The organism is Stenotrophomonas sp. RG-453, from assembly GCF_033843685.1.
Lineage (GTDB): Bacteria > Pseudomonadota > Gammaproteobacteria > Xanthomonadales > Xanthomonadaceae > Stenotrophomonas > Stenotrophomonas bentonitica_A.
The window spans coordinates 71,392-98,284 of record NZ_JAMYED010000002.1 but is presented as its reverse complement, the minus strand read 5'-3'; the positions used below and the strand labels follow the sequence as shown (position 1 = coordinate 98,284).

Annotated in this window: 20 protein-coding genes; 10 read left to right on the top strand and 10 right to left on the bottom strand. The window is 67.4% G+C overall.

The genetic code is table 11. The features are described from left to right. Positions 1 to 51 precede the first annotated feature (51 nt). Complete coding sequence (locus NJD74_RS03030; RefSeq protein ID WP_319623635.1) at positions 52 to 1,476, bottom strand: diguanylate cyclase; 1,425 nt, start codon at positions 1,474 to 1,476, stop codon at positions 52 to 54. A 143-nt stretch (positions 1,477 to 1,619) separates the two neighbouring features. Between NJD74_RS03030 and NJD74_RS03025 the strand changes: the two genes are divergently transcribed. From NJD74_RS03025 to NJD74_RS03015, 3 genes are all read left to right on the top strand, one after another. Then, entirely contained in the window at positions 1,620 to 2,666 is a 1,047-nt protein-coding gene (locus NJD74_RS03025; RefSeq protein ID WP_319623634.1) for a cation diffusion facilitator family transporter, read from the top strand. An 87-nt stretch (positions 2,667 to 2,753) separates the two neighbouring features. After that, positions 2,754 to 3,503: a 2,3-diphosphoglycerate-dependent phosphoglycerate mutase gene (gene gpmA / locus NJD74_RS03020; RefSeq protein WP_319623633.1), complete on the top strand. Its 750-nt coding sequence runs from the start codon at positions 2,754 to 2,756 to the stop codon at positions 3,501 to 3,503. A gap of 219 nt (positions 3,504 to 3,722) precedes the next feature. Further along, positions 3,723 to 5,816, top strand: coding sequence for a M13 family metallopeptidase (locus NJD74_RS03015; RefSeq protein WP_319623632.1), 2,094 nt, complete (start codon positions 3,723 to 3,725; stop codon positions 5,814 to 5,816). 85 nt (positions 5,817 to 5,901) lie between these two features. On the opposite strand, the gene NJD74_RS03010 is transcribed toward NJD74_RS03015, so the two are convergent. The 4 genes from NJD74_RS03010 to rlmJ form a co-directional block, all read right to left on the bottom strand. Continuing rightward, on the bottom strand, positions 5,902 to 6,498 hold the full coding sequence (locus NJD74_RS03010; RefSeq protein ID WP_019184460.1) for an HD domain-containing phosphohydrolase: 597 nt from the start codon (positions 6,496 to 6,498) through the stop codon (positions 5,902 to 5,904). Between the two features lie 106 nt (positions 6,499 to 6,604). Next, positions 6,605 to 10,072, bottom strand: coding sequence for a transcription-repair coupling factor (gene mfd, locus NJD74_RS03005; RefSeq protein WP_319623631.1), 3,468 nt, complete (start codon positions 10,070 to 10,072; stop codon positions 6,605 to 6,607). Between the two features lie 208 nt (positions 10,073 to 10,280). Continuing rightward, positions 10,281 to 10,826: a GNAT family N-acetyltransferase gene (locus NJD74_RS03000; RefSeq protein WP_019184458.1), complete on the bottom strand. Its 546-nt coding sequence runs from the start codon at positions 10,824 to 10,826 to the stop codon at positions 10,281 to 10,283. A 127-nt stretch (positions 10,827 to 10,953) separates the two neighbouring features. Further along, entirely contained in the window at positions 10,954 to 11,811 is an 858-nt protein-coding gene (gene rlmJ, locus NJD74_RS02995) for a 23S rRNA (adenine(2030)-N(6))-methyltransferase RlmJ (RefSeq protein WP_019184457.1), read from the bottom strand. A gap of 45 nt (positions 11,812 to 11,856) precedes the next feature. Here rlmJ and creB point away from each other — a divergent pair, with 45 nt between their 5' ends. The 7 genes from creB to NJD74_RS02960 all read left to right on the top strand — a co-directional run bounded on the left by creB (position 11,857) and on the right by NJD74_RS02960 (position 19,568). Further along, positions 11,857 to 12,546, top strand: coding sequence for a two-component system response regulator CreB (creB, locus tag NJD74_RS02990; RefSeq protein WP_070473347.1), 690 nt, complete (start codon positions 11,857 to 11,859; stop codon positions 12,544 to 12,546). A gap of 2 nt (positions 12,547 to 12,548) precedes the next feature. Beyond that, the gene (gene creC / locus NJD74_RS02985; protein ID WP_319623630.1) at positions 12,549 to 14,006 is read left to right on the top strand and encodes a two-component system sensor histidine kinase CreC; all 1,458 of its coding nucleotides are present in this window, start codon (positions 12,549 to 12,551) and stop codon (positions 14,004 to 14,006) included. Positions 14,007 to 14,095: 89 nt separating this feature from the next. Next, the gene (creD, locus tag NJD74_RS02980) at positions 14,096 to 15,415 is read left to right on the top strand and encodes a cell envelope integrity protein CreD (protein ID WP_019184454.1); all 1,320 of its coding nucleotides are present in this window, start codon (positions 14,096 to 14,098) and stop codon (positions 15,413 to 15,415) included. Positions 15,416 to 15,424: 9 nt separating this feature from the next. Next, positions 15,425 to 15,856: a hypothetical protein gene (locus NJD74_RS02975; protein WP_070473522.1), complete on the top strand. Its 432-nt coding sequence runs from the start codon at positions 15,425 to 15,427 to the stop codon at positions 15,854 to 15,856. A 100-nt stretch (positions 15,857 to 15,956) separates the two neighbouring features. Then, positions 15,957 to 17,543 (top strand): M20/M25/M40 family metallo-hydrolase, encoded by a 1,587-nt coding sequence (locus NJD74_RS02970; protein ID WP_070473520.1) that lies wholly within the window; start codon positions 15,957 to 15,959, stop codon positions 17,541 to 17,543. A gap of 119 nt (positions 17,544 to 17,662) precedes the next feature. Next, positions 17,663 to 19,066: a glutamate--tRNA ligase gene (gene gltX / locus NJD74_RS02965; protein ID WP_070473343.1), complete on the top strand. Its 1,404-nt coding sequence runs from the start codon at positions 17,663 to 17,665 to the stop codon at positions 19,064 to 19,066. 16 nt (positions 19,067 to 19,082) lie between these two features. After that, positions 19,083 to 19,568 carry a Fur family transcriptional regulator gene (locus NJD74_RS02960; RefSeq protein ID WP_019184450.1) on the top strand — a complete coding sequence of 162 codons (486 nt, stop codon included), beginning with the start codon at positions 19,083 to 19,085 and terminating at the stop codon, positions 19,566 to 19,568. Positions 19,569 to 19,725: 157 nt separating this feature from the next. On the opposite strand, the gene NJD74_RS02955 is transcribed toward NJD74_RS02960, so the two are convergent. From NJD74_RS02955 to NJD74_RS02935, 5 genes are all read right to left on the bottom strand, one after another. Continuing rightward, positions 19,726 to 20,910 carry an HlyD family secretion protein gene (locus tag NJD74_RS02955; RefSeq protein ID WP_070473342.1) on the bottom strand — a complete coding sequence of 395 codons (1,185 nt, stop codon included), beginning with the start codon at positions 20,908 to 20,910 and terminating at the stop codon, positions 19,726 to 19,728. Positions 20,911 to 20,918: 8 nt separating this feature from the next. Next, entirely contained in the window at positions 20,919 to 22,604 is a 1,686-nt protein-coding gene (locus NJD74_RS02950) for an MFS transporter (protein WP_102789162.1), read from the bottom strand. Beyond that, complete coding sequence (locus NJD74_RS02945; protein WP_102789163.1) at positions 22,601 to 23,167, bottom strand: TetR/AcrR family transcriptional regulator; 567 nt, start codon at positions 23,165 to 23,167, stop codon at positions 22,601 to 22,603. Before NJD74_RS02945 ends, NJD74_RS02950 begins: the two co-directional genes overlap by 4 nt. A 100-nt stretch (positions 23,168 to 23,267) precedes the next feature. Next, positions 23,268 to 24,506, bottom strand: a complete 1,239-nt coding sequence (locus NJD74_RS02940) for an MFS transporter (RefSeq protein WP_102789164.1) — start codon at positions 24,504 to 24,506, stop codon at positions 23,268 to 23,270. 151 nt (positions 24,507 to 24,657) lie between these two features. Beyond that, positions 24,658 to 26,871 carry a TonB-dependent receptor gene (locus tag NJD74_RS02935; RefSeq protein WP_102789165.1) on the bottom strand — a complete coding sequence of 738 codons (2,214 nt, stop codon included), beginning with the start codon at positions 26,869 to 26,871 and terminating at the stop codon, positions 24,658 to 24,660. Positions 26,872 to 26,893 lie beyond the last annotated feature (22 nt).

Below are 26,893 nucleotides of genomic sequence, written 5' to 3'. Positions count from 1 at the left end.
GCCACCCTTGCCGCAACAGGCGGATGAGGGGGCGGCATCCGCGCCGGGGGATCACCCGCGCTGCAGGGCCTGCCGGCCCGGGGCGTCGGGGAGTGCGTCGGTAGCCACTACCACCTGGTCACGGCCCCGCTTCTTGGCCTGGTACATCGCTGCATCGGCGCGTGCCATCAGCCGCTCGTAATCGGGGTGGCCATCGTGTGCGGCCACGCCGATGCTGGTGGTCAACGACAAGCTGTGGCCGTTGGCCAGCTGCACCGGGCTCTGCGCGATGTGCTTGCGCAGGTTCTCGGCGATCACCTCGGCCTGCGCGGCAGTCGCGGCGACCAGCACCACCACGAACTCCTCCCCGCCATAACGGAACAGGTAGTCGCTGCCGCGGGTGAGCTGGCCGAGCAGGGCGGCCACGTGCTGCAGGGCGCGGTCGCCCCCATCGTGTCCGTGCGCGTCGTTGATCGCCTTGAAGTGATCCAGATCCAGCAGCAACACCGAGAACGGTGTCTGCGTGGAATTGGCCAGTTCGATCTCCCGGCGCAGCACGGTTGGCAGGAAGCGGCGGTTGAGCAGGTTGGTCAGGGCATCGCTGCCGGCATCGAGCTCACCGATCCGTTCGAACAACATGCCCATCAGCGTGCGGATCTGCGCCAGCCGCTCGCGGATCCCCTGCAATGCGCCGAAGCGCGCCGCGAAATCAGCATGCGCCAAGGCTTCCTGCAGCTGTGTATCGACCGCGGCCACCAGCGCGCCGACCTGGCCGGTTTCGCTGCTTTCGCCGAAGCTGGGAATGCCCTTGTGGGTAAACCACAGGCCGAACTCGGACTGGGCCAGCCCGGTGAGCTCGGCCTCGGCATTCTGGCTGGCCATCGCATAGAGCAGGGCGTTTTCCCAATCCAGCAGCAGGGCACGCTGCCGTTCGCGCTCGGTGCTGACGTTCTGCACCAGCGAGAACAGGCGGTAAGCCGCATCCGTCCGCGAGGAACGCTCGCGTGCATGCGTATACGCCAGCGTCATGCCTTCCAGCGCGATGTCCATCGAGGCGCTGAGGCAGTGGATCGCCGCGAAGGCGGTCGCACTTTCGTCGGCCTGCGCGATGATGCGGTCGAACAGGCGATGCTTGAGCACACGCGCACCGCGGGCCACGAGGTCCACCGGAATGCCCACGCGGGCATGCACGTCACCGATCACGCGCTGGGCGGCGACCAGCGCGTTGATGCTGTCCGGGGTAGCGGTGAGAATCTGCTGCAGCCAGCGCTGCATCGCCGGTTTCAGGCGCAGCCGCACCTGGTCGTGCGAGAGGAAGCGGCTGGCGCGCGGGTCTTCGAGCAGCACGTCGTAGAAATGGTGGGCCAGCCCGGGCGGGCTCGCCGCCGACAGGCCAGCCAGCAGTGTCGCCGCCGCCGCCGGCGTCCGCGCCAGCGTATCGGCCCAGGCCAGCGCCAGCGGTTGGCTGGCCTCATCAAGATTTGGAACGTTATGCACGATTGTCTTCCCGCCACACAGGCCGTCGAGAGGTAGCGGCCGGGCGCTGCTGTTATTGAATTGCAAACTGAACGCTGCGGTAAGTGTAATAGTCTCCGCGCGAGGCGCTGCTTAACCTGCCGGCATTGTCCAGGAGAGCTTCCATGGGTCACGACCACGACCATCTGCCCAGCGAGATCCGCCACGAGAAGCCGCTGTGGTGGGCGCTGGGCCTGACCACCACCTTCCTGCTGGTGGAGGTGGCCGGCGCGTTCTGGACCAACAGCCTGGCCCTGCTGTCCGATGCCGCGCACATGGCCACCGACACCCTCGCGCTGATGATCGCGCTGGTCGCGGTCCGGCTCAGCCGACGCCCGCCCGATGCCAAGCGCACCTATGGCTATGCGCGGCTGGAGGCCATCGGCGCGATGATCAACGGCGGCATGCTGTTCGTGGTCGCTGGCTACATTCTCTGGGAGGCGGTGCAGCGTTTTCGCGCGCCGCAGGAGATCGCCTCCACCGGCATGCTGGTGATCGCGGTGTTCGGGCTGGTCATCAACCTGATTTCGATGCGCCTGCTGCGTGCTGGCAGCGGCGAGAGCCTCAACGTCAAGGGGGCGTACCTGGAAGTCTGGGCGGACATGCTGGGCTCGGTCGCAGTGATTCTCGGCGCGCTGCTCATCCGCTGGACCGGCTGGAAACCGATCGATCCGATCCTGGCCGTGCTGATCGGCCTGTGGGTGCTGCCGCGCACCTGGGTGTTGATGCGCGAGGCGATCAACGTGCTGCTCGAAGGCGTGCCCAAGGGCATGGATGTCGCTGAGGTGCGCCGCACGCTGTGTACGCACGATGGGGTGGTGGATGTGCATGACCTGCACGTCTGGGCGCTGGCCTCCAGTACCCCGGCACTGACCGCGCATGTGGTGATGGGGGCGGGTGTGGATGCGGACCGTCTGCGCCGCGAGCTGGGCACCCGGCTGCACGAGCAGCACGGCATCGACCACGTGACCCTGCAGATCGAGACGGACCACTGCGGCGACCCCTGCAGCGTCGGCACTCCGCGTGACCCGCATGCCGACGACCATGCCGGGCATGACCACGCCACGCACGATCATGCTGGCCATGCACACGGCAGCCACGCACACGGCGGCAACGACAGCCGCCGCGCCGCACCGGACGCGCAGGGCCATCACGGGCATCCGCATCCCTGAGCGCCATGGGCGGCCCGGCGGCGGACGGGCAGGGCAGGGTTGCCGCTACAATGCGGGTCTGCCTTGCCATCTGTCGGAGATACTGCAGTGACCCGGAAACTCGTACTGTTGCGCCACGGCCAGAGCCAGTGGAACCTGGACAACCGCTTCACCGGCTGGGTGGACGTGGAACTGACTGATCAGGGCCGCCGCGAGGCTGCCGCCGCCGGCCGCCTGATGCGTGAAGAAGGCCTGCAGTTCGATGTCGCGCACACCTCGGTGCTCAAGCGCGCCATCCACACCCTGCAGGGCGCCCTGGCCGAGCTGGACCAGGACTGGCTGCCGGTCAGCAAGAGCTGGCGCTTGAACGAGCGCCATTACGGCGGCCTGCAGGGCCTGGACAAGGCCGAGACCGCGGCCAAGCACGGCGAGGACCAGGTCAAGATCTGGCGCCGTTCCTATGACATCCCGCCGCCGGCGATGGACATCGAAGACCCGGGTCACCCGATCCATGACCGTCGTTATGCCGGCCTGGACCGCAACGCACTGCCGGGCACCGAATCGCTGGCCACCACGCTGGACCGCGTGCTGCCGTACTGGTTCGATTCCATCGCCCCGCAGCTGAAGGATGGCAAGACCGTACTGGTCACCGCCCACGGCAATTCGCTGCGCGCGCTGTACAAGTACCTCAACAACGTCTCGCAGGAAGCCATCCTGGAGCTCAACATCCCGACCGGCATCCCGCTGCTGTTTGAACTCAACGACGACCTGACCGTGCAGTCGTTCCGCTACCTGGGCGACCCGGAAGCGGCGCGCAAGGCCGCTGAGGCCGTGGCGAACCAGGGCAAGGCGAAATAACAACGAAAGGCCGGCGCAAGCCGGCCTTTTCTTTACCCCCGCGGGCAGGGCCACCCCATGGGGGGCTGCACGCGACGCCGGCTTCCTGCAGCCACCCATGGGGTGGCTGCCGCTGCGCGATGGTGTGACCTTTGGCCGGTCCGCCCCGGCCCCTCCCGCGCTACGCTGCCCGATTGCCCGTGATCCGGGTGATGCATCCATCTGTAGCCGGAGAGTCGAATGAAGTTTTCCAAGCTGGTCCCGCTGGGCCTGACCGCCGCCATCGCCGTGTCGCTGGCGTCCTGTGGCAAGACCGATACCGCGCCTGCCGCCACTGCCGATGCCAAGCCGGTATTCGATCAGTCGCAGATCAAGACCGCGCTGATCTCGCTCAACAATGCCGATCTGGACACCGCCATCGCCGCCTGTACCGACCTCAACGGGTTCGTGAACAGCAAGTGGCTCAAGGCCAACCCGGTCCCGAACGACCAGACCACCTGGGGCAGCTTCGAAATCCTGCGCGAGCGCTCGCTGGAAGTGCAGCACGCGCTGGTCCAGCAGGCCGCCGCCAGCCAGGCCAAGGCCGGCACGGTGGAAGCCAAGATCGGTGACATCTGGAAGACCGGTTCGGACGAGGCCAAGATCGAGGCCGCCGGCATCACCCCGTTGCAGCCGCAGCTGGACAAGATCGCCGCGCTGAACGACACCGCCGCCATCACCCAGTACCTGCGCGACAGCCAGGCGGTGGGCCAGGGCGTGCTGTTCTCGCTGTTCGCCAACGCCGATTACAAGGACTCGGCCAACGTCATCGCCTATGTCGGCCAGGGCGGCCTCGGCCTGCCGGAGAAGGGCTACTACTTCGACGATTCGCAGGCCAAGATCCGCGACGCCTACGTCGCCTACATCGCGCAGGTGCTGACCCTCTCCGGCGTGGACGCCGAGCAGGCCAAGACCCAGGCCAAGGCCGTGATGGACTTCGAAACGCGTCTGGCCAAGGCCTCGATGTCGCGCATCGAAATGCGTGACCCGGCCAAGCGTTACAACCCGGTCAGCGCGGCTGACGCGGACAAGCTGACCCCGAACTTCAGCTGGACCGCGCTGTTCGACACCCTGAAGGTGCCGGCCGCGCAGAAGTTCTCGATGGCCCAGCCGGGCTTCTTCGGCGAAGTGGACAAGATGCTGGCCGACGTGCCGGCCGCCACCTGGCAGGCCTACCTGCGCTTCCACACCATCGATGACGCCTCGCCGTACCTGAGCAGCGCCTTCGAAAAGGCCAACTTCGATTTCTACAGCACCACCCTGCGTGGCCAGAAGGAAATGCAGCCGCGCTGGAAGCGCGTGCTGGAGTCGGTCAACGGCGCCATCGGCGAAGGCCTGGGCCAGATGTATGTCGACGCCGTGTTCCCGGCCGACTCCAAGGTGCAGATGCAGCACCTGGTGGAGAACCTCTCGGTGGCGCTGAAGGCGCGCCTGGAGAAGCTGGAGTGGATGAGCGAAGACACCCGCAGGAAGGCGCTGGAGAAGTGGGCCAGCTTCACCCCGAAGATCGGCTACCCGGACAAGTGGCGTGACTGGTCGGGCCTGGAAACCAACGCCGACAGCTACCTGGGCAACATGCAGGCCGCGCGCACGTTCAACTACCGCTACATGCTCAACAAGATCGGCAAGCCGGTGGACAAGACCGAGTGGGGCATGACCCCGCAGACCGTCAACGCCTACTACAACGCCACCAAGAACGAGATCGTGTTCCCGGCGGCGATCCTGCAGGCGCCGTTCTTCGACGCCAAGGCCGATCCGGCGCTGAACTACGGCGGCATCGGTGCGGTCATCGGCCACGAAATGATGCACGGCTACGACGATTCGGGCAGCCAGTTCGCCGCCAACGGCAACTTCGACAACTGGTGGACCGACAGCGACCGTGCCGCCTTCACCCAGCGCACTGACCAGCTGGTGGCGCAGTTCGACGGCTATGAGTCGCTGCCGAGCGTGAACGTTAAGGGCAAGCTGACCCTGGGCGAGAACATCGGCGACCTGGGTGGCCTGACCGTGGCGTACGACGCGCTGCAGATGGCGCTGAAGGAAGACCCGAAGGCCAACGTCGAGGTCGACGGCTATTCGCAGGACCAGCGCTTCTTCATGAACTGGGCCACCGTGTGGCGCCGCAACTTCAATGAAGGCGAGCTGCGCGTGCGCCTGAACACCGATCCGCACGCCCCGGCCAACTTCCGTGCCAACGGTGCGCCGTCGAACATGCCGGCGTACGCGCAGGCGTTCGAGTGCAAGGCCGGCGATGCGATGGTGCGGGCAGACGACAAGCGCGTTGTGATCTGGTGATCGCACGCGGTTGAGTGAGACATGAAAAACCCGGCGAAAGCCGGGTTTTTCTTTTCCCGCACGCTCGCGCCAAACCAGGCGGAGACTACGTAGTGGCGGCCATCATCCGGGTGAACAGGCCGAACACTTCCGGGTCGATCAGGCCGCCCTGCTGGTCGGCAAGAATGCCCATCGCCTTGGCATGCGGCATCGGCCCGCGGTACGGGCGGGCGCTGGTCATCGCGTCGTAGCCATCGACGATGGTCAGCACGCGTGCACCCAGCGGGATCGCGCTGCCTTTGAGCCCATCCGGATACCCGCCGCCGTCGAAGGCCTCGTGGTGTGCGCGGATCAGCCGCGCCACCTCGGCCGCGTCGCTGCGCCCGGTCGCGGCGAAGATGCGTTCACCGCGCTCGGGGTGGGTTCGCATGATCGCGCGCTGTTCGTCATCCAGCCGGGCCGGGTGCAGCAGCACGTTGTCCGGAATGCCGATCTTGCCGATGTCGTGGAAGCGCGCAGCCAGGGCCAGGTGTGCGCGCTGCGCGTCATCCAGATCGCACAGGCGGCCGAGCTGCTCGCCGAGCAGGCCGACGCGGTCGCAATGGAATCGGGTGTACTGGTCGCGCATCTGCAGTGACATCGACAGGGCATCGATGGAACACGCCTGCGGATGGGCAGCGTCGAACCGGGGGGAGTCGAACATGGGGGCGTCCGGTGGTGGGCGGCCGGAAGACCGCCATCCTGGCAGGGCGGCATGCCGCCCGTGCCGGTGGAAAGATACCGCCTGGCGACCGGCGCCAGGCGTGAAATCAGCGCGGGGACAGGGTCAGCAGCAACGCCTTGGCGGCACTGAAGCGGTCTTCAGGCAGCGGCAACGGGTGCTTGATGCGCAGCTTGTCCGGCCCATCCATCGTATACAGCTTGGGCTGCTTCTGGATCAGCTGGATCACCGCCATCGGGTCGATCTCCGGGTTGGGATTGAACACGATGCGGCCACCGTTCTCGCCCAGTTCCAGCTTGCGGATACCCAGCACGTTGGCCTGCAGCTTGAGCTCGGCGATGGCGAAGAGGTGCTTGGCCGGGTCCGGCAGCAGGCCGAAGCGGTCGATCATCTCCACCTGCAGTTCGCGCAGCTCACCGCTGTCGCGCGCGCTGCTGATGCGCTTGTACAGGGTCAGTCGGGTGTGCACGTCGGGCAGGTAGTCGTCCGGGATCAACGCCGGCACATGCAGTTCGACCTCGGCACCGCGCGCTTCTTCGCCCGCATCCAGGTCCGGCAGTTTGCCTAGGCGGATGCTGCGCACCGCCCGTTCGAGCAGTTCGGTGTACAGGCTGAAACCGACCTCGGCCATCTGCCCGCTCTGGTCTTCGCCGAGCAGTTCGCCCGCACCGCGGATCTCCAGATCGTGGGTGGCCAGGGTAAAGCCAGCGCCAAGTTCGTCCATCGAGGCGATCGCCTCCAGGCGCTTTTCGGCATCGGGCGTCATCGCGCGCTTGTCCGGCACCACCAGGTAGGCATAGGCACGGTGGTGCGAACGCCCCACACGGCCGCGCAGCTGGTGCAGCTGGGCCAGGCCGAAGCGGTCGGCGCGGTTGATGATGATGGTGTTGGCGTTGGGGATGTCGATGCCCGATTCGATGATCGTGGTCGACAGCAGCACGTTGAAGCGCTGCTTCTGGAAGTCGAGCATCACCCGCTCCAGCTCGCGCTCGGGCATCTGCCCGTGCGCGATGCCGATGCGGGCCTCGGGCACCAGCTCGGCCAGCTCGCGCTGCATGCGGCCGATGCTCTCCACGTCGTTGTGCAGGAAGTACAGCTGGCCACCACGGGCCAGCTCGCGCTGGAACGCCTCGCGCAGCAGCGCGTTGTCCCAGGCGGTGATGAAGGTCTTGACCGCCAGGCGGTTCGGCGGCGGCGTGGCGATGATCGACAGATCGCGCAGCCCGGCCATGGCCATGTTGAGCGTGCGCGGAATCGGCGTGGCGGTCAGCGTGAGCAGGTGCACGTTGGCGCGCATCGCTTTGAGCGCTTCCTTCTGGCGCACACCGAAGCGCTGCTCTTCATCGACGATGACCAAGCCCAGATCCTTGAACTTCACGTCCGGCTGCAGCAGCCGGTGCGTACCGACGATCACATCGATGGTGCCGGCCGCGACCTTCTCCAGTTCGGCCTTGATCTCCTTGGTGGATTTGAAGCGCGACAGCACCTCCACCTTGAGCGGCCAATCGGCGAAACGATCGCGGAAGTTGCGGTAATGCTGTTCGGCCAGCAGCGTGGTCGGCACCAGCACGGCCACCTGCTTGCCTGCACTGGCCGCGGCGAACGCGGCGCGTACGGCGACTTCGGTCTTGCCGAAGCCGACGTCGCCGCAGACCACGCGGTCCATCGGCTGGCTGCTGGCCAGATCGCGCAGCGTCGCGTCGATCGCGGCGAGCTGGTCGGGCGTCTCCTCGAACGGGAAGCCGGCCGCGAACGGCTCGTACATCGCGCGGTCCACGTGCAGCGCCAGGCCGGCACGGGCACGGCGACGCGCCTGGATTTCCAGCAGTTCGGCGGCGACGTCGCGGACCTTTTCGGCGGCCTTGCGCTTGGCCTTGGTCCACTGCTCGCCACCGAGCGAATGCAGCGGTGCGGTTTCCGGCGAGGCACCGGAATAGCGGCTGATCAGGTGCAGCTGGGCGACCGGCACGTACAGACGGTCGCCCTTGGCGTATTCGATTTCCAGGAACTCGCCGGGCATGCCGCCGGCATCGAGCACGATCAGGCCGCGGTAACGGCCGACACCGTGATCTTCGTGCACGATCGGCGAGCCTTCGCTCAGCTCGCCGAGGTCGCGGATGATCGCTTCGGGTTCGCGCCCGGCGCGGCGGCTGCGGCGCTGCTGGCCGGCCCGTTCCGGGAACAGCTGGCGCTCGGTGAGCACCGCGATCGGCGGGTTCTCCAGCGCGAAGCCGTCTTCCAGCGGCGCCACGGTGATGCCGAAGCGCACGCTGTCATCGGCCAGGAAGCCGGGCAGGTCGGCGACTACCGGCGGCTTCAGCTCCGCGGCGAGCAGTACTTCCAGCAGCGCTTCGCGGCGGCCGGCGGAATCGGCGGCGATCAGCACCCGGCCCGGGTAATGCCCGATGAAGGATTTGAGCGCTTCCCCGGCCGGCGCATCACGCGCGGCGACCGGCAGCGCAGGCAGCGGCTGGTCGCCCAGCGGCTGCGCATCGGCGATGCGGTCGTGATCCGGCGGCCAGACTTCCACGCGGGCCAGCCCGTTGAGCGTGGCGCGCAGCTGTTCGGGGCTGGCGTACAGCTCTTCCGGGGCCAGCAGCGGGCGCTCCACATCATGGCGGCGCTGTTCGTAGCGGTTCTGGGTCTGCGCCCAGAAGGCGGCAGCGGCCTCGAACACGTTCGGCGCGAGCACCGGCAGTACGTTGGGCTGCAGGTAATCGAGCAGGGTCGCGGTCTGGTCGAAGAACAGCGGCAGGTAATACTCGATGCCGGCCGGTGCGATGCCGGCCTTGAGATCCTGGTACAGCGCGCTGCGGCGGGTATCCACGTCGAAGCGTTCGCGCAGCGTAGCGAGCACCCGCGAGACGCTGAGATCGTCCAGCGGCACTTCGCGGCCGGGCAGCATGTGCACGGCCTCGACCTTGTCCAGCGAACGCTGCGATTCCGGATCGAAGGCGCGGATCGAATCGATGTCTTCGTCCAGCAGTTCCACCCGCAGCGGCGCATCGGCACCCATCGGATAGACATCCAGCAGGCCGCCACGCACGGCGAAATCACCCGGGTCCATCACCTGCGGCACGTTGCGGTAGCCGGCCGATTCCAGGCGGCGCTTTTCCGCATCCAGATCCAGCCGCTGCCCAACCGTCAGGTCGAAGCTGCCGCCGATGACGTACTTGAGCGGGGCCAACTGCTGCAGCAGCGTCTGCACCGGCACCACGACGATGCCGCGCTTGAGCGCGGGCAGCGCGTGCAGCGCCGCCAGGCGCTGGGAAATGATGTCCGGATGCGGGCTGAAGGCGTCGTAGGGCAGGGTTTCCCAGTCCGGGAAGGCCACGATCGGCACATCGCCGGCACTGCCCAGCAGGGTGTGCAGGTCGGCTTCGATCTGGTTCGCGCCATGGTTGTCGCGCGCGACCACCAGCAACGGCCCGTCGTGCGACTGTGCCGCGCGGGCGATGTACCACGCCAGCGCTGTCGCCGAAGCGGGAGCGCGCCACCAGGCGCGGAGCTGTCCAGGACGTGGCAGCGGCGGAGCGGGATAGGAGGTGCGTGACATGAACCGTCGATTTTAGCAGACCGCAACGTGGCGGCCGCGTCATCCAGCGGCGGCAAGCGCAGGGACGATCCGTTGCCGGCCGTGCTGATAGTGCCGGGAGTGCGGTAGTGCCGGCCGCTGGCCGGCTCCAGGCGATGCATGATGTCCGCGAGCCGGCCAGCGGCCGGCTCTACGGATCAGGATCAGGGCGCGGACACGCGCCCCCGTTTCAGCTGTCCAGTTCCAGCACCATGCGCACCAGGCCCGGGGTGCCGTTCGGGTGCGGGATCGGCTGGAAGCCCAGCGAGGCGGCCAGCTGCTTCATCGGCTCGTTCTCTTCGGCGACATCGCCGTACAGACGATCCAGGTACTTGCCGCGCGCCCATTTGACCAGTTTGCGCATCAGCTGGCGGCCCAGGCCCTGGCCGACCAGGAAGCGGCTGACCAGGATCGCGTACTCGGCTTCGCGGGTGCCGGGAATGATCGAGGCGCGCGCAACCGCACCCACCACGGCTTCACCGGCGGGCAGGGACTCGGCCGCGACCAGGGTGATTTCGCTCTTGGGATTCGGGTGGGTCAGGCGCTGCGTCGTTTCCGGCGACAGTTCGGTCACCGACTGCAGGAAACGGTCGCGGATCTCTTCCGGACCGAACAGACTGAACGCGGCATGCAGCGGCGGGCCGTCTTCGGGCCGGATGGGGCGGATCAGCAGCTCGTGGCCACTGGGTGCCTTGAAAATCTCGTGCCAGGGCGGCATGCGGTTACGGGTAGCCATACCGGTGATTCCTTGGTGGTCTTCGGATTCTCGCATCCCGGGGGCAGCGTTCCGTGAACGGATCACTCACGCCGTGTCGGCCGGGAGGCGCCGGCCAGGCCGGGGTGCCGGCCTGGGATTCAGGGGGTCATTCGGCCTGCTTGAGCCACTGCAGGCGGGTCGAGGCGCCTGCCTCGCCCAGGTGCTGCTTGAGCGCCGGCATCGCCGGGGCCAGCACCTGGTCGAACTGCCACGGCGGGTTGAGCAGCAGCATGCCGCTGCCGTTGAGCCGCAGCGGGGAGTCGTCCGGGCGGATCAGCAGCTCGGCGGTCAGCACCGATTTCACCGGCAGGGCGCAGGCCTTGCGCAGGAAATGCAGGATGGTCCGGCGCTGCTTGATCGGGAACCAGATCGCGAAGCTGGCCTGCGGCCAGCGCCCCAGGATCTCGGTCACCGAGGCCAGGATGGCCTGGTACTCGGCGTCCTGCCCTTCGTAAGGCGGGTCGATCAGGACCAGCCCGCGGCCGATCTTCACACCGTTGGCCTTGGGCGGCAGCAGTTTCTTGTTCTGGGCATAGCCATCGGCGTGGTACACGCCGACCCGGCTGTCATGGGCGAACAGTGCCTTCAGCGCCGCGGCCTCGGCGTCCTGCACTTCGCAGACGGCCATGCGGTCCTGCTCGCGCAGGGTCTGGGCGGTCAACAGGGGCGAGCCGGGATAGCTGATCATCGCCCCGACCGGGTTGTCGGCTTGGACCGCCTTGAGGTAGCGCTCGACCACGGCCGGCAGCTGGGGCTGGGCCATCAGGCGCATCACGCCGTCTTCGGCCTCCAGCGTCTTGCGGCTTTCCTCGCTGGCCAGCAGGTAGCGGCCAGCGCCGCCGTGGGTGTCCAGCACGAAGAACGGGCTGTCCTTGCGCTTGAAGGTGTCGAGCAGGGCAAGCTGCACGATGTGCTTGAGCACATCGGCATGGTTGCCGGCATGGAAGGCGTGGCGGTAATTCATCGGCGCAGTGTACGGGGCGGCGGGCCCAGCGGCTATGCTGCGCGCATGAGCCACCCCCTGCACAACGTCCTGGTGGTCGAGGACGAAACCGCCATCGCCGACACCGTCCTGTATGCGCTGCGCAGCGAAGGCTACGGCGCCGAGCACTGCCTGCTCGGCGGGCAGGCGCTGGCCCGCCTGCGCCAGCACGCCTTCGACGTGGTGGTGCTGGATGTCGGCCTGCCGGACATGAGTGGCTTCGAGGTCTGCCGCACCCTGCGTACCTTCAGCGAGGTGCCGGTGATCTTCCTGACCGCCCGCAACGACGAGTTCGATCGCGTGCTCGGCCTGGAACTGGGTGCGGATGACTACATGGCCAAGCCCTTCTCGCCACGCGAGCTGGTGGCACGGGTGCGCGCGCGCCTGCGCCGTGCCGCGGCCCCCGCCGAGACGTCGGGCTGGCAGCAGCACGGCCGCTTTGCGATCGACCGCGAGGGCAGCCGGATCCGGTTCGGCGACCAGCCGCTGGACCTGACCCGCTACGAATACGCGCTGATGGCCGCCCTGCTGCAGCGACCCGGCGCGATCCTCAGCCGCGCCCAGTTGATGGACCGTGGCTGGGACAGCGACGCCGACAGTGCCGACCGGACCGTCGATACCCACGTCAAGACCCTGCGCGCCAAGCTGCGTGCCGCCGGTGCCGAGACCGACCCGATCCGCACCCACCGTGGCCTGGGCTACGCACTGGAGGTGTAGGCATGCGGCTGGGCCTGAAACTGTTCCTGGGCTTCTTCCTGATCGTGGGCATCGCCGCGTTCTTCGTGATGCGCATCTTCGTCAACGAAGTGAAGCCGGGCGTGCGCCAGGCGATGGAATCGACCCTGGTCGATGCGGCCAACGTGCTGGCGGAAATGGCGGCGGCCGATCTCAAGGCCGGGCACATCCGCGACGGCCGCTTCGTCGCCGACCTGGCGCGTGCGCAGCGACGCGACCCCAAGGCGATGGTGTGGCGCTTTCCCAAGCGCACGCTGGATTACCAGGTCACCATCACCGATGCCAAGGGCATCGTGGTGTATGACTCGACCGGCCGCGATGTCGGCCGCGACAACTCGCGCTGGAACGATGTCTATCGCACCCTGCGCGGCGAGTATGGTGCGCGGTCCAGTCCGGAATCCCCCGGCGACGATACCCACTCGGTGATGCACGTGGCCGCGCCCATCTTCGATCCCGCCGATGGCCGCCGCTTGATCGGCGTACTCAGCCTGGCCCAGCCCAACCGCAGCATCGATCCCTTCATCGCGGCCAGCCAGCGCGCCATCATCAAGCGTGGTGCGTGGTTGATCGGCTTGTCAGCGCTGATCGGCCTGCTGATGACCGCGTGGCTGATGCACGGGGTGAACCGGCTCAACCGCTATGCCAAGGCCGTCAGCGCTGGGGAACCGGTCCCGCCGCCGAAGCCGCGCCGCGATGAGATCGGCGATCTGGGCCAGGCCCTGGAAACCATGCGCCGCAAGCTGGAAGGCAAGGCCTACGTCGAGCAGTACGTGCAGTCGTTGACGCATGAGATGAAGAGCCCGCTGGCGGCCATCCGCGGCGCGGCCGAGCTGCTGCAGGAGCCGCTGCCGGATGCCGACCGCGCGCATTTCGCCCGCAGCATCGAAAGCCAGGCACAGCGCCTCACCGAAACCATCGACAAGCTGCTGGCGCTGGCCGAGGTCGAGCAGTACGGCTGGCTGCAGAAGCATGAGCGCCTTGCGTTGGCGCCCTTGCTGCAGGCCGCGGCCGATGCGGTGGCGTTGCGTGCGCAGGCGGCCGGCGTAGCGATCCGGGTGGAAGCCGGGGCCGAAAGCATCCAGGGCGATGGCTATCTGCTGCGCCAGGCACTGAACAATCTGCTGGAGAACGCGGTGGCCTTCTCACCGGCCGGCACGGTCATCGCGCTCGGTGCGCACGCAGAAGGCGATGGCATCGCCCTGACCGTGGCCGACCACGGCAGTGGCGTGCCGGACTATGCGCTCGACCGCGTGTTCGAGCGCTTCTATTCGCTGGCGCGCCCGGGCACCGGCCAGCGCAGCTCCGGCCTCGGCCTGTCCTTCGTGCAGGAAGTGGCGCGCCTGCACGGCGGGCGCATCAGCCTGCGCAACCGCGAGCAGGGCGGCGCGCAGGCGGTGCTGTGGCTGCCGTCGCGGCTGCCCTCGGTACCGCCGCGGCGCTGACCGCGCCACTTCACACAGACTTCAACGTCGGCACAAACCCCGCACACCGGCGCGCGGGAAGCTGGCCCCCTCCCAACCGAGGACGGGTCATGAAATCCCTGAAGATGCTGTTGCGGTTCGCCATCGTGGGCGGACTGATCCTGTTGCTGCTGATTCCGCTGAGCCTGATCAAGGGCGTGATCCGCGAGCGCGAGGCCTACCGCGACGAGGCTTACCAGCGCGTGGCGCAGAGCCGTGCCGGCGCGCAGATCCTGACCGGCCCGATCCGGGTGGTGCCGTGGACCGAAACCCGCGAGGTCGAGGTGGTGGACGCGGCAGGCACCAAGAAAAAGGAGAAACAGGTCGAGCAGGGGCAGTGGCTGCAGATGCCGGCCACGCTCAAGGTGGACGGCGTGATGCAGCCGGACGAGCGCCGCGTCGGCCTGTTCCGCGTGCCGGTCTACAGCTGGAAGGCGACGATCAGCGCCGAGTTCGCCGATGACGACTATCCCGTGAAGGCAGGCCGCGTGTATGGCGCCCCGTTCCTGACCGTGGGCATCGCCGACGTGCGCGGTCTGGTCGGCTCGCCGAACCTGCGTGTGGATGGCTCGGCCTTGGCGCTGCTGCCCGACGCTGGCGGCGTCAGTGGCATCGGCACTGGCCTGCACGTGGGCCTGCCGGGCCTTGAGGATGAGCGCGGTGGCGTGCTCAAGGGCAGCAAGGTCGAGCTGGAGCTGGTGCTGGATGGCACGCGCTCGCTGTCGGTGGTGCCGGTGGGCGATGACAGCCGCATCGCGCTGCGCTCGCCGTGGCCGCATCCGCTGTTCGGTGGCAGCTTCCTGCCCAACGAGCGCAAGGTGGATGCACAGGGCTTCGATGCACAGTGGGCGGTGTCCTCGCTGGCGTCGCGCGCCCAGCACCAGCTGCGCAACCGCCCGGACATCGATGCCGAGGCCGTGAGCGTGGAGCTGGTCAATCCGGTCGACGTGTATACCCAGGCTGATCGTGCCAGCAAGTACGGCATCCTCTTCATCCTGCTCACCTTCGTCGGCTTCATCCTGTTCGAGCTGATCAAGCAGCTGCGCATCCACCCGCTGCAGTACCTGATGGTGGGCCTGGCGCTGGCGATCTTCTTCCTGCTGCTGCTCAGCCTCTCCGAGCACATCGCGTTCTGGCAGGCCTACGCGCTCTCGGCCCTGGCATGCATCGGCATCCAGACCGTGTATCTGTCCGGCGTACTGAAGAGCTGGCAACGCGGCCTGGGGTTTGCGGTGATGCTCAGCGCCCTGTACGGCGCGCTGTATGGCCTGCTGATCTCGGAGAACAACGCGCTGCTGATGGGCTCGCTGCTGTTGTTCGGCGTGCTGGCCGCGGTGATGTGGGTGACCCGTCGGGTGGATTGGTACGAACTCGGCGCACGCCTGAGCTGAGCAACGATGATGAGCCTGCATCGCTGTCTGCACGAACGTATGCGCCGGGCGCTCCCCGCGCGGCTGGAGGTGGCCTCGCTCCTGGAGGGGGAGGCTTCGGGCTGGCCCTCACCGTTGATGGCGCTGCCCGGCGTGCAGGGAGCGCCGGGGCTGGTGCGCTTCGGCCTGGCGCCGGCCACCTGCGCGGCCATCGCCGCACACGGGCTTGGCTTCCTGGAACAGGCACGGCAGGCGCGTGGGCGCCTGCCGATCCCGCACTGGTGTGGCGCGTACCGGCCGTGGCGCGAAGGTGCGCAGGCCCTGCGCGAGATCGGCATCCGCGGGCTGCCGGGTGACTGGCCGGTGCATGCGCCGGTTTACGCCAGCGCCTCGGTGGACCGCAGCCGCTGGCTGCTGGTGCTGCCCACCCGCAGCCAGCTCTGGTACGGCTGGATGGAATGACCATGACTCTTGGCCCGGGGGCACCGGGCCGGTGCTCGATAGACTCGGGGATTGTTCGTGGTCTGGCCGAGAGGCGGGGGTAATCGTGTTCAAGTGGGGCATGTTGAGCGTGGCATTGGCACTGAGCGGCGTCGCCGGTGCACAGACGAAGGAAACGGTGGACCTGGACATGGTCAGCCGCATCCGCCAGGAAGCCTTCCACCGGTCGCAGGTGATGGCTACCTTCAGCCATCTGACCGAGCAGATCGGTCCGCGCCTGACCAATTCCCCGGCCATGGGCGAGGCCAACACCTGGACCCGCAGCAAGTTCAACGAGTGGGGCCTGGTCAATGTGCATGACGAGGCCTTCGATGCATTCGGCCGCGGCTGGGAGTTCAGCAACGCCAGCGTGGAGCTGCTGAGCCCGCGCGTGGCGCCGCTGTATGCGCTGCCGAAGGCCTGGACCCCGGGCACCAACGGCCCCGTGGAAGGCGAGGTGATCAAGGTCGAGATCAAGAAGCTGGCCGACCTGGATCAGTACAAGGGCAAGCTCGCCGGCAAGATCCTGCTGCTCAACGATGCACGCGATTACGAGCGGGCCACCACGTCCGATTCGCACCGCCACGACGACGCCGGCCTGGCCGAGCTGCAGGTCTTCGCGGTGCCCAAGGACGTCGCCGATGCCAAGGCCGACCGTGCCAAGAAGGCCAAGGAATACCTTGAAAAGCAGGAGCTGACCCGCGCCACCAATGCGTTCTTCGCCGAGCAGGGCGTGCTGGCCACGATCAGCATCAGCGGCTGGGACAACGGGATCATCCGTGTCGGTGGCGGCGGCTCGCGCAAGGCTGGTGAACCGGTCGGCGTGCCCGAGCTGGCGATGATGGCCGAGCACTACAACCAGCTGGTGCGCGCGGTGGACCACAAGCAGGCGGTCAAGCTGCGCGTGAATGTCGAGGCCCGCTTCACCGACGAGCAGGACAAGCCCGGCTACAACACGCTGGCCGAAATCCGCGGCAGCGGCAAGGCGGACGAGATCGTCATGCTGGGCGCGCACATGGATTCCTGGCACACCGGCACCGGCGCAGCCGACAATGCCGCCGGCGTGGCGGTGATGATGGAAGCCATGCGCATCCTCAAGGCGGTGGGCGCCAAGCCCAAGCGCACCATCCGCGTGGCGCTGTGGAGTGGCGAGGAGCAGGGCCTGATCGGCTCGCAGGATTACGTGTCCAGGCACTTCGCGCGCTACCCCGAACCGACCGACCCGGCGCAGCTCAAGCTGCCGGCCTCGATGCGTGAGCCGACCGGTGCCCTGCAGCGCCAGCGCGATTACGACAAGTTCTCGGCGTACTTCAACATGGATAACGGCTCGGGCCGCTTCCGCGGCATCTACGCGCAGGAGAACCTGGCCGCGGTGCCGATCTTCGAAGCGTGGCTGGCCCCGTTCCATGACGTGGGCGCGACCACCGTGGCGACCCGCAATACCGGCAGCACCGACCACATCGCATTTGACCGCGTGGGCCTGCCCGGATTCCAGTTCATCCAGGACCGGCTGGACTACTTCACCAACGTCCACCACAGCAACCTGGACACCTGGGACCACGCCGAGCCGGAAGACCTGAAGCAGGCCGCCGCGATCGTGGCCTCGTTCGTCTACAACGCGGCGATGCGCGATGAAAAGCTGCCGCGCAAGCCGTTGCTGACCCCCTGAGGGCCAACGCGTGGACCGCCTGGAACGGGCGGTCCACGCCATCCCGGGCGAGGAGTGCCCGGTTTGCGGCCGGGGCGGGGTAAAATTGCCGGGATTCCGTTTCCCGCCCTGAGCCCCCCATGACCTGCCGCACCCGTTTTGCCCCCAGTCCCACCGGCTACCTGCACATCGGTGGCGCCCGCACTGCGCTGTATTGCTGGCTGGAGGCCCGTCACCGTGGCGGCGAATTCGTGCTGCGCATCGAAGACACTGACCGCGAGCGCAGCACCCAGGGCGCGATCGACGCGATCCTGGAGGCGATGGAATGGCTGGGCCTGGGCTACGACGAAGGTCCGATCTACCAGACCCAGCGCGTGGCCCGTTACCAGGAAGTGGCCGAGCAGCTGGTCGCGCAGGGCAAGGCGTATTACGCCTACGAGACCAAGGAAGAACTGGACGCGATGCGCGAGGCCGCCATGGCCAAGCAGGAAAAGCCGCGTTACAACGGCGCCGCGCGCGATCTGGGCCTGCCGTACAAGGACGACCCGAACCGCGTGATCCGCTTCAAGAATCCGCTCGAGGGCACGGTGGTGTTCGACGACCTGATCAAGGGCCGTATCGAGATCGCCAACAGCGAACTGGACGACATGGTGATCTTCCGTCCGGACGGGTTCCCCACCTACAACTTCGCGGTGGTGGTGGATGATTGGGACATGCGCATCAGCGAGGTCATCCGCGGCGACGACCACATCAACAACACCCCCCGCCAGATCAATCTGTACGAGGGCATTGGTGCGCCCGTGCCGAAGTTCGGCCATATGCCGATGATCCTGGACGAGCAGGGCGCCAAGCTGTCCAAGCGCACCGGCGCGGCCGATGTGATGCAGTACAAGGACGCCGGCTACCTGCCCGACGCGCTGCTGAGCTATCTGGCCCGGCTGGGCTGGTCGCACGGTGACCAGGAGCTGTTCAGCCGCCAGGAGCTGATCGATCTGTTCGACGTGACCAACTGCAACTCCAAGGCCGCGCGCCTGGACATGGCCAAGCTGGGCTGGGTCAACCAGCACTTCCTGAAGACCGAAACGCCGGAGAGCATTGCCCCGCACCTGGTCTACCAGCTGAACAAGCTGGGCCTGGACCTGAACGCCGGTCCCGCGCCGGCGGACGTGGTGGTGGCGCTGCGCGACCGCGTGCAGACGCTGAAGGAAATGGCCGAGAAGGCGGTGGTCTGGTACCAGCCGCTGACCGAGTACGACGAAGCGGCGGTGGCCAAGCACTTCAAGCCGGGTGCGGAACTGGCGCTGGGCAAGGCCCGCGAGCTGTTGGGCGCGGCCGGCGAGTGGACGGTGGAGAGCGTTTCGGCGGCATTGCACGACGTCGCCACGGCGCTGGAGATCGGCATGGGCAAGGTGGCGCAGCCGCTGCGCGTGGCCATCACCGGCACCCAGGTCAGCCCCGACATTTCGCAGACGGTGTTCCTGGCCGGGCGTGAAGAGGCCTTGAAACGCATCGAGGTCGCACTCACTAAAGTACCGACGGCCTGACCACAGGAGACCGCGCATGTCCGCCAAGACCGCTTGTACCGCTCCGCACCATCACGTTCACGACGCCTCCGACTTCGTGAAGGTGGTCGAACGTGTGTGCTCGGAACGCGGGCTGCGGCTGACGCCGATCCGCGCGAACGTGCTGCGCCTGATCGCCGAGGCCGGGAAACCCGTCAAGGCGTATGAGTTGCTGGAGTGGGTGCGCAATGGCAAGGGCGTCGGTGCCGACGCCCCGCCGACGGTGTACCGCGCGCTGGATTTCCTGATGGCCAATGGCTTCGTGCACAAGCTGGAATCGGTGAATGCGTTCGTGGCCTGCCACCATCCCAGCAGTGCCCAGCATTCAGTGCCGTTCCTGATCTGCAACAGCTGCCACAGCGCGGTGGAGCTGGAGGACAAGGAAATTGTCAGTCAGCTGGAAAAGCGGGCCAAGGAGCTCGGGTTCCAGCCGCAGGCGCAGACGCTGGAAGTGCATGGCCTGTGCGCGCGGTGTGCGGGGTAAGGCAGGTACCGACCGTGGGGTGCTGCATCCGCCGGTAGGTACCGACCGTTGGTCGGTACGCTGTTGATGTTGAAACGCCGCGCATCTGCGCGGCGTTTTCATTTCTGCACGAGAGCGGATGTAACGCAGCCTGGGGCGAGGAAAGGCTGCAAGCGCATCACCGCTTCGCACCGGCCGGCTCATGCACTTCCGCGGCGGTATCCACCTTGACGATCACCGACATGCCGGGGCGCAGGCGCGGGGCCAGCGGTTGGTCGGGGTCGATGGCGATGCGGATCGGCAGGCGCTGGACCACCTTGGTGAAGTTGCCGCTGGCGTTGTCCGGACGCAGGACGCTGAACTCCGAGCCCGTCGCCGGGGCGATCTGTTCGATGTGGCCATGCAGTTTCTGACCGTCGAAGGCATCCACGGAGAAGGTGGCCGGTTGGCCGATGCGCATCTTCCAGGTCTGGCCTTCCTTGAAATTGGCGACCACCCACAAGGCATCGGGCACCAGGAACAGCAGCTGCGAGCCGGCGGTGACATATTGGCCCAGGCGCACCGAGGCTTCGCTGACCTGACCGTCGCGCGGCGCCTGGATCACCGTGTTGGCGAGATCGATCTTCGCCAGTTCCAGCTGGGCCTGGGCCGTCTCGACGCGGGCTTCCAGGCCTTTGCGGGCAACCTGGGTGGAGGTCAGGGTTTCCTCGGCGATGCGGATCTGGGCCTGCGACTGCAGCACGCTGGCCTGCGCCGATTGCGTGGTGGTGCGGAACTTGTCACGGTCGTTGAGGGCGACCAGTTGCTGGTCGGCGAGTTCTTCGTAGCGCTTGAGTTCGGTACGCGAGCGCGAGAGCTCGGCCTGGCCGGCAGACAGGTTGGCCTGCGCGGCCTGGATCTGCGCGCGGTTCTGCGCCTGCGACTGATCGGAGTTGGCCAGTGCTGCCTTGGCGCTGTCCAGATCGGCTTCGGCCTGGACGACTTTCTCGCGGTAGATGCGGTCGTCGATGCGCAGCAGCGGTTCGCCTTGTTTGACGTGCTGGAAGTCCTTCACCAGCACCTCGGTGACGTAGCCGCTGACCTGTGGTGCCAGCACGGTGATCTGGCCACGCACATAGGCATTGTCGGTGGTCACCCGCGAGGTTTCGAACGGCCACAGCGACCACGCGCGCAGGATCAGTGCGATGCCGATCAGCGCGATCACGATCATGATGATGACACTCCGCAGGCTCGGCTTGAGGTACTTGGGCACGCCGGAGGGCGCGGCCGCCGGTGGCGGCGCGGGAGCGGGCGCGGCGTCGGTCGGTGGCGGCGGATTGACGTTTTCCGGGGCGTTATCGTCGTGCGGAGGTTGGGTCGACATGGGCGGGCTCATCGGGGCGCGACGCTGCCAGGCGTCGGCGCGGAAAGGGGAGGTGTCGGCGCGTGGCGTTTGCGCCATTGCTTGAGCACGGCGGTGCGGACCGCCAGCAGCAGCAACCAGCCAAGGAAGACCAGCGCGACGCGGCCGCTGAGCGCGAACACGTCATTGAACGCGCGCACGTTGGCTTCGCGGCGGGTGATCTGGGCCAGCTGCGCGGTGCCCTGCGCGCTGCGCTGCACCGGATCGGTGATCAGCCTGGCGTAAACCTGTTGTTGCTGCTTCAGGCGCTGGGCGACCACGTTGTCGGCCGGATCCAGCTGGCTGACCAGCGCGCCGGAATACACCTGTTCGCGGTGCAGCTGATAGGTGCCCAGCACGGCCGAGCCGGCCAGACCGCCCAGGGTCTGGGTAATGGAGAGCGTGACCAGGAAGGTGATCATGTGGTCCACGCCCTGTTTCAGCGCCTGGGTGATGCCGAGCATGATCAGCGGTCCCATGAACATGCCGGCGCCGACCGAGGCCAGGAACTGGCTGGCGAAAAAGTCGTGGGGACGGTCCTGGCTGGTGCGGCTCTGGTCGAGCAGGGCGGCGCTGCCGAGCAGCAGGATCGCCATCAGCAGCTGCGGGATCAGCCGCTTCGGCCCGAAGGTCAGCGAGCTGGCGGCGATGCCGGTGATCACGCCGGCCAGGATCACCGCGAACAACGGGCGCAGCTGGTCCGGGCCCATGCCCAGCGTGCGCATCAGGCCGACCACGCCGTAGGACTGCTCGGTGGTCAGGAAGCGGATCAGGAACGCGCCGATGATGAAGTGGATCACCGGCAGGCTGGCCAGCCACCGCGTCTGCAGCAGCGGATTGCGTCGGTAGTGCTCGATGATGAAAGCGGTGGTGGACAGCGCGATCGAGGCGACCAGCGCCCAGCCCAGCCATGGCGTGTCCAGCCACCAGCGCGTGTAGCCCTGCGCGAGCACCACCACGAGCAAGCCGACCGCGGGGGCAAGCAGGGCAAAGGTGAGGAAGTCCAGCGGCTCGAAGGCCTTGATCTGCGCACCGGGCGGCAGCTTGAGCACCACCACGGCGGCGAACGCGCACAGCGCCAGGCCGGCCTCGAACAGATACAGGTTGTGCCACTGCCCGGTATCGACCAGGCCCGGCGAGACCAGCCAGGCGATCGGCACGGCCAACTGCGCGATACCGACGCCGATCACCAGCAGGTTACCGGTGTATTTGCGCGGCAGCGACTGCAGCATGTACAGCGTGCCCAGGGTGCTGCAGGCCGCGCCGGCGAAGCCGCTGGCCGCGCGCATCAGCACGGTGGTTTCAAAGGTGCCGACAAACAGGTGCAGTACCGCAAGGGCGGCATACAGGCCCAGCCCGATCTCGGCGAACAGGCGGATGCCGTACTGCTGGCGGAACTTGAAGGCGAGCAGGTTGGCGGTGACATTGACCATCGCATAGGCGGCCACCAGCCAGCTGCCCTGCGCCGGGGTCAGCCCGAGCTGGCCCTGCAGGAACGGCAGGTTGGCGCTGACCAGGGCGTTGCCCAGGCCGCCGGTGATGCCGACCAGCAGCGCGACCAGGGCATATGCGAGGCGGCGGTGCGGCGGATGCCACGGCATCGAAGCCGAGCCCGGCAGGGTCGGTTTTTCGTGCTCCTCCCAGTCCGGAACCGGCTTGAGGTACTGCGGCATCATCCCTCCCCGTCGGCAGGCCCCCGCAATCCGCCACGCAGCAATTGCAGGGCGCGCGTGGCCAGCCGGGCGCGTTCGTCACGCGTCTTGCCACGCAGCGCGGCTCCCAGCATGCCTGAGATGAGTGAAATGTCCGTCGTTTCCAGGTCCGGGCGGCACAGGCCGGCGCCGACCGCGCGGGCGATCGGTTCGCGCAGCAGTTCGTAGATGGTCTCGCGCGCGGCCCGGATCGGTATCTGATCGGGATCCACCGCGCGCCAGTAGTCCGACAGCACGGGCGACTGGACGATTCGGTTGGCCATGCCTTCGAGCAACTCGAACAGCGCGTCGTCGCGATCGCCCAGGCTCTGTACCTGGCGCGCGATGCGGTTGACAGTGCGCTGGAGCAGCGCCTCGACCAGTGCGGTGCGGTCGGGGAAGTTGCGGTACAGCGTGGCCCGGCCGACCTGGGCGCGTTCGACCACCAGGTCCAGCGGTGCGTTCACGCCATGCTGGCCGAACACGGCATCGGCAGCGTCGAGGATCTGGGCGCGGCGGGCCGCCGCATCGGCACGTTGGGTAGGCATGTACGCATCATCGGACAGAATTGTCCGGCGCGGAAGGGGGCGTGTCGGGTTCGGCGCGTCCTGGTTGGCGCGCGCTGGGCAATGTCGATGGCGGGTGAGTTCAGCGCGGCGCAGGCAGGCCGTGGCAGCCGAGGCGGGCTTCGCGGATCGGCAGGTTGATCAGCGCGGCGATCACGGCCAGGCCCATGTCCGCATACCACATCCATAGATAGTTGCCGGTGTGGGCCAGCGCCAGGCCGCCGAGCCACGCCCCGAAGAAGCCGCCCAACTGGTGCGAAAGCAGGGTCAGCCCGAACAACGTACCCAGATAGCGCGGGCCGAACAGCTTGCCGACCAGGCCGGCGGTGGGCGGCACCGTGGCCAGCCAGGTGAAGCCGAGCGCGGCGGAGAAGAGGTAGAAGGTCAGCGCGGTCGGCGGCGAGACGAGATAGACGCCGATCATCACGGCGCGGCTGGCGTACATCCAGAACAGCAGGTACTTCATGCGGTAGCGCTGGCCGAGGGCGCCGACGATCAGGCTGCCGGCAACGTTGAACAGCCCGATCAGGGCGATCGACGACGAGGCGACGGTCGGCGATAGGCCGCACAGGGCGATCTCACCGGGCAGGTGGGTGACGAGGAAGGCAATGTGCAGGCCGCAGGTGAAAAAGCCCAGATGCAGGTACCAGTAGCTGCGGTCGCGGGCGGCGATGCGGAGCTGCGCGCCCAGGCCGTCATCGTCGGCCGCCCCGGCAATGGACGCATGGTCGCCGGCGCGACGCCGAAGCGGCCAGGCCAGGGGCAGCGAGAGCAGGGTGATGACGGCCATGGTGATCATGGCGCGCGCCCAGCCGGCGGTGCCGATGATCCATTGGACCAGCGGCGCGAACACGAACTGGCCCAGCGAGCCGCCCGCATTGATGAGACCGGCGGCGAATGATCGCTTCTCGGCCGGCAGACGGTGGGCAGTGGCGCCGATCAGCACCGAGAAGCTGCCAGCTCCGGCACCGGCGGCCATCAGCAGGCCAAGGGTGAAGGTGATCCCCAGCGGGCTGGTCAGAAGCGGCGCGAGCAGCAGCCCGGCCGCCAGCAGCAGGGCGCCGACGATGAGCACGGGCACTGCGCCGCGCTGGTCGGCAACGGCGCCAAAGACGGGTTGCACCGCGCCCCAGACAAACTGGCCGATGGCCAGCGCAAAGCTGATCTCGACGATGCTGACGCCGGTGCCGCGGTGGATGGGATCTACATACAGGCCGGAGGTCTGGCGTACGCCCATGGTGACCATCAGGATCGCCGAGGCGGCGACCAACAGCCCCCAGTGCATGGAGGGGGCACGCGTGGCGGCGGTGGACGTACTCATGCGTCGGCTCCGGCAGGCAGGGCGTGGGCGAACGGCACGCTCGGTGTGCACGTTGCCACAGTGTGCGGGCAGGGCAAAGCACGCCGATGGCCGCGCACAAAAAAGGGGGCCTTTCGGCCCCCTCGGGTAACACAACCACCCAATGAATCGATCAGAAGTACGCGCGGATGCCGAACGCGACGCCGCGGCCCGGCAGCGGCGAATAGTCGCGCAGCAGGGAGGTATGCGGGCGGACCTCGCGGTTGGTCAGGTTGCTGCCATCCAGGAAGACTTCGTAGCTGTTGCTGCCGGTACGGTCCCAACGGTAGGCGACGTGCGCGTCGACCAGGGTGTAGCCGTTGCTCGGTTCCTCGTTCTGGGCCACGTCCTTCTGGCTGCTGTAACGCACGGCACCGACCGACGCACGCCAGCCGTCACGCGACCAGCGCAGGTCCGCGCCCACGCGGCCCGGGGCGATCCGCGGCAGGTAACCCGTGTTGGCCAGCTCCACGCTGTAATTGTGGTTGTGGTCACCGTGCGGGACGGCGATGTCGACGCTGCGGCTGCCGCTGCCATCCAGTTCGGCTTTCACGTAATCGCCGAACACGCGCAGGTCCCAGTCGCCGCCGTTGCCTTCGAAGAGATGGAACAGGGCTTCGGCTTCGGCACCCTTGAAGGTGGCGTCCTGCTGGGTCCACAGGCGGACCGGCAGCGATTCGACCACGCCGGTGTCGGCCAGGTAGATGAAGTCCTTGAACTTGGTCTGGTAGATCGAGGCGGAGAAGTCGACGCGGTCGCTGTGGGTGTGGATGCCCAGCTCGACGCGCTGGCCGCGCTCGGTCTTCAGGTTGGCATCGCCGATTTCCAGCGAACGGGTGGCGATGTGCGCACCCGCGGCATACAGCTCTTCGTTGGTCGGGGCGCGCTCGGAACTGTCGATGCCGAAGCGCAGATCCACGGCGTCGTTGAGCGTCCAGATGCCGGCCGCGGACAGGTTCGTCGCATCGAACTTGCGCGCGCGGTAGTCGCCGGTCGGGTCCAGCTTCACCTGGTCATGGCGACCGCCGAGTTCGAGCTTGAACGGGCCGAACTGCTTTTCCTGCAGGACGAACAGGCCGATGTTCTTCGTGCCGGTATCCGGCACGAACGCCTCTTCACCCTTGGCACCGAAATCACTGTTGCCGAACTGCAGGCCGAACGCGCCATCCCAGCCGCCGATCTGCTCCTGCACGGCTTCCAAGCGGCCTTCGATGCCCCGGTTGGTGAAGCGGGTGGCCGGGGTGCCGGCCTCCAGCTCCACGTGTTCGTAATCGGTATAGGCCACGCGTGCGTTGATGTTCTTCAGGAACGAGACCGGGTTGTAAATGCCGGCCTTGGTCTCGAAGCGGTTCTGCACCATGTCGATGCGGACGTCATGCTCGTCGCCTTCTTCCTCGTCGCCATGGTCGTGATCATGATCGTGATCATGATCGTGGTCATGACCGTGGTCGTCCTCGGCATGCACGTGCGCACCGTTGGGAATGCCGTAGTTGGTGCGGTAGGTGCTGGCCGAGACGCCGAAGTAGCCGTCATCGCCCAGCCACGTGGCACCGACGCCGCCGGCGCGGGTGCGGACCGAGCTGTTGTCCAGGCGGCCGCGGCGCGGCTCGTCCGAATCGCCTTCCTCGTGGTCGTGGCCGCTGTGGTCTTCCAGGCCATCGATCACGGCATAGCCGGGAATCCGGTAGTCATCGCCATTGCGGACCAGGCCATCGACATGCAGCACGACGTTGCCACTGACACCATCCAGCCGGAACATCCCGCTGCGCTCGTCGTTGACCGAGTTGCCACGCAGTTCGGCGCGGCCGCTGAGCGGACGGTCCGGCAATTCGCGGGCGATGCGGCCATCGACCACGTTCACCGCACCACCGATTGCGCCGCTGCCGAACAGCAGGGTGGCCGGGCCTTTGAGCACTTCGATCTGATCGGCCAGGAACGGTTCGATGCTGGTGGCATGGTCGGCGCTCACGGTGGAGGCATCCATGTTGCCCATGCCATTGGACAGCACCGCCACGCGCGGGCCTTCCTGGCCGCGGATGATCGGGCGGCCGACGCCGGGGCCGAAGAAGGTGCTCTGCACGCCGGGCAGCTTGGCCACGGTGTCGCCAAGGGTGCCGGCCTTCTGCTCGTCCAGGCGCTCACCGGCCAGCACGTCGACCGGGCGGGCCAGCGATTCGGCATCGCCCTGCAGCGGCGAGGCGGTGACCTTCACGGTGGACAGTTCGGTCAGGTGACGGTCGCGGTGGCTGCTGGCGTCATCGGCGGCGAGCGCCAGCGAAGGCAGCATTGCCGCGGCAAGGGCCAGGGAGAGGGCATGGGGTTTGAGCAGGAGGGAGCTGGAGCGCATAGGGCAAGGGCCTTCGGTCAAT

What these genes read in the sequence shown, in the direction of transcription:
- NJD74_RS03025 (WP_319623634.1), top strand. Translation starts at nt 1,620, where the DNA reads ATGGGTCACGACCACGACCATCTGCCCAGCGAGATCCGCCACGAGAAG.
- NJD74_RS03015 (WP_319623632.1), top strand. Translation starts at nt 3,723, where the DNA reads ATGAAGTTTTCCAAGCTGGTCCCGCTGGGCCTGACCGCCGCCATCGCC.
- NJD74_RS03010 (WP_019184460.1), bottom strand. Translation starts at nt 6,498, where the DNA reads ATGTTCGACTCCCCCCGGTTCGACGCTGCCCATCCGCAGGCGTGTTCC.
- mfd (WP_319623631.1), bottom strand. Translation starts at nt 10,072, where the DNA reads ATGTCACGCACCTCCTATCCCGCTCCGCCGCTGCCACGTCCTGGACAG.
- NJD74_RS03000 (WP_019184458.1), bottom strand. Translation starts at nt 10,826, where the DNA reads ATGGCTACCCGTAACCGCATGCCGCCCTGGCACGAGATTTTCAAGGCA.
- rlmJ (WP_019184457.1), bottom strand. Translation starts at nt 11,811, where the DNA reads ATGAATTACCGCCACGCCTTCCATGCCGGCAACCATGCCGATGTGCTC.
- creB (WP_070473347.1), top strand. Translation starts at nt 11,857, where the DNA reads ATGAGCCACCCCCTGCACAACGTCCTGGTGGTCGAGGACGAAACCGCC.
- creC (WP_319623630.1), top strand. Translation starts at nt 12,549, where the DNA reads ATGCGGCTGGGCCTGAAACTGTTCCTGGGCTTCTTCCTGATCGTGGGC.
- creD (WP_019184454.1), top strand. Translation starts at nt 14,096, where the DNA reads ATGAAATCCCTGAAGATGCTGTTGCGGTTCGCCATCGTGGGCGGACTG.
- NJD74_RS02975 (WP_070473522.1), top strand. Translation starts at nt 15,425, where the DNA reads ATGAGCCTGCATCGCTGTCTGCACGAACGTATGCGCCGGGCGCTCCCC.
- NJD74_RS02970 (WP_070473520.1), top strand. Translation starts at nt 15,957, where the DNA reads ATGTTGAGCGTGGCATTGGCACTGAGCGGCGTCGCCGGTGCACAGACG.
- gltX (WP_070473343.1), top strand. Translation starts at nt 17,663, where the DNA reads ATGACCTGCCGCACCCGTTTTGCCCCCAGTCCCACCGGCTACCTGCAC.
- NJD74_RS02960 (WP_019184450.1), top strand. Translation starts at nt 19,083, where the DNA reads ATGTCCGCCAAGACCGCTTGTACCGCTCCGCACCATCACGTTCACGAC.
- NJD74_RS02955 (WP_070473342.1), bottom strand. Translation starts at nt 20,910, where the DNA reads ATGTCGACCCAACCTCCGCACGACGATAACGCCCCGGAAAACGTCAAT.
- NJD74_RS02950 (WP_102789162.1), bottom strand. Translation starts at nt 22,604, where the DNA reads ATGATGCCGCAGTACCTCAAGCCGGTTCCGGACTGGGAGGAGCACGAA.
- NJD74_RS02945 (WP_102789163.1), bottom strand. Translation starts at nt 23,167, where the DNA reads ATGCCTACCCAACGTGCCGATGCGGCGGCCCGCCGCGCCCAGATCCTC.
- NJD74_RS02940 (WP_102789164.1), bottom strand. Translation starts at nt 24,506, where the DNA reads ATGAGTACGTCCACCGCCGCCACGCGTGCCCCCTCCATGCACTGGGGG.
- NJD74_RS02935 (WP_102789165.1), bottom strand. Translation starts at nt 26,871, where the DNA reads ATGCGCTCCAGCTCCCTCCTGCTCAAACCCCATGCCCTCTCCCTGGCC.